The organism is Pseudophaeobacter sp. C1-32P7 (genome assembly GCF_041008775.1).
Taxonomy (GTDB): Bacteria; Pseudomonadota; Alphaproteobacteria; order Rhodobacterales; family Rhodobacteraceae; genus Phycobacter; species Phycobacter gallaeciensis_A.
In genome coordinates, this window is the sequence record NZ_JAXGFR010000079.1 from 1 (window position 1) to 1,073 (window position 1,073).

Here is a 1,073-nt window from a genome sequence, read left to right on the forward strand (position 1 = left end):
GGTTCCGGCCCAGAACGATGTGGCCCACCTTGGCCGTGGCCCCCACCGCCGCGATGGTGATGTCGATGCGGTGGCCGATGTAGCCGGGAAAGCCGTTCAGCACCTTCTGGCGGGTGTAGACGATACCTCCGAAGAACCAGGTATAGACGCTGACCACATGACCGGTGTCGACCATCATGAAGGCCTCATCATAGATCCGGCTGGGACCGTCCCAGACTTCGATCCGCACGGACCCGGCGGTGAGGCCGAAGAGCGCGATCGCATCGCAATCCTGCGTCGGGGTGATCGAATAGGTGATCTGATCCGGATGCGACGCCGTGTTCGATCGCCGCTGATCGAAGGCAGACCAGCGGTTGGTGGCCCGCAGGTCGAACCACCAGCTGCCATCATTTGTCAGAGGATCATTGCCCAGGTTGCCATCCTGCATGCTCTGGTAGATCCGGTGCGAGGTGAGCGAGATCACCAGATCGCCCTTGGCATAGTTGGTGCCCGCCGCCCATTCCGGATGATCATCCTCGGGGATATTGGAGGCTGTCAGCTCGGCATCGGTGACGGCCATCGGCGCGATGATGTTGAAGTCCATCAGACCCGCACCTCCGGCTGCCCGGCTTCATCCCAGTCTTCCAGGAACTGCGCGATCTTGCGCACAAACAGCTCCATGCTCTGCCCCTGCACCCCAACCTGTTTGGCCAGGGCGTTGACGCTTTGCACCACGAAGCGGTTGTCCAGCATCGCCACGGACTCCGCATGGCTGTGAATGCGGGACGCGCCAGTGCGCTCGATCTCCCAGCCGCGTTCCCCGACGATCCGCAACCCGCCCGCATGGGCACCGCCAGCAGCAAACTGCGGAATGCCGCCCAGCCCCCGGATCCGCGCCCGCAGGCGCTCCAGCCGGTCGTTCCTGCCGCTGATCCGCTCATTGTAGGCCGCGATCTTTGCCTCCAGACCATCAGCGCCCCGGAAGGCCGCATTGAAGGCCGCCAGCCCCGCACCGCCGCTGGTGTAGTCCGCGCGGTAAGCAATCGTGCCATCCTCCCGCTGGCGCAGGATTGCGTCCTCGCCCTCCCCGCGCA

Annotated in this window: 2 pseudogenes; both read right to left on the reverse strand. The window is 64.5% G+C overall.

The features are described 5' to 3' along the window. Window positions 1–583, reverse strand: a pseudogene (locus tag SM763_RS24175) (hypothetical protein); the annotation flags it as partial. Continuing rightward, a pseudogene (locus tag SM763_RS24180) lies at window positions 583–1,073 on the reverse strand (hypothetical protein); the annotation flags it as partial. The pseudogenes SM763_RS24175 and SM763_RS24180, both read right to left, overlap by 1 nt.